General features: G+C 60.0%; 1 protein-coding gene. It reads left to right on the top strand.

Annotated elements, in window-relative coordinates:
* Nucleotides 1-80 precede the first annotated feature (80 nt).
* The coding region (locus tag IBT54_RS24885) for a DUF1380 family protein (RefSeq protein WP_201253328.1) at nucleotides 81-497 on the top strand (417 nt) is incomplete at its 3' end.

The following is a 497-nucleotide window of genomic DNA, read 5'->3' as shown; positions in this document are numbered from 1 at the left end:
CCGAAGCCGCCGCCATTTTCTGCGCCCTGAACTGATAAATCACGGGGCGGCATGGCCGCCCCTCTTAAGAGGAAAAAACCATGTACGGAACCGTTAATGAACTCTGCGCCCGATTATTACAGCGTTACAAATCTGACGAGCTTATGACGCTGATTGTCTGGACAAAAGAGGACGTGCTGGCCGTTCTTGACGACGAAAGCGTAACGGAAGAAACCGCCGCTGATATCGTGCAGCAAATCAGCGGGCTGGACGCACAGCACGATTATGGCGTGAGTCTGGAAACGCTCCGGGCCGTGCTGGAAAACATCCGTGAGGAGGAAAAGCAGGCCCGCGTGGCGACCGTGCCCGCCGCCGCGCTTGAGACGGCGATCAGGGTGGCGTGGGACTTCATGCGGCTTGAGGATGCGCAGAACGGAGAAGGGGCATCTGCCCGCCGCTTCCCGGCGGAAACGGCGGCGCTCTTTCGGATCAGCGCGCTGCTGAGAGAGCAGAGCGGC

Origin of the sequence: Pantoea sp. S62 (assembly GCF_016658625.1) — a bacterium.
Taxonomy (GTDB): domain Bacteria; phylum Pseudomonadota; class Gammaproteobacteria; order Enterobacterales; family Enterobacteriaceae; genus Pantoea; species Pantoea vagans.
The sequence above is the reverse complement of the archived record's forward strand: the minus strand, read 5'-3'. Positions and strand labels throughout refer to the sequence as shown.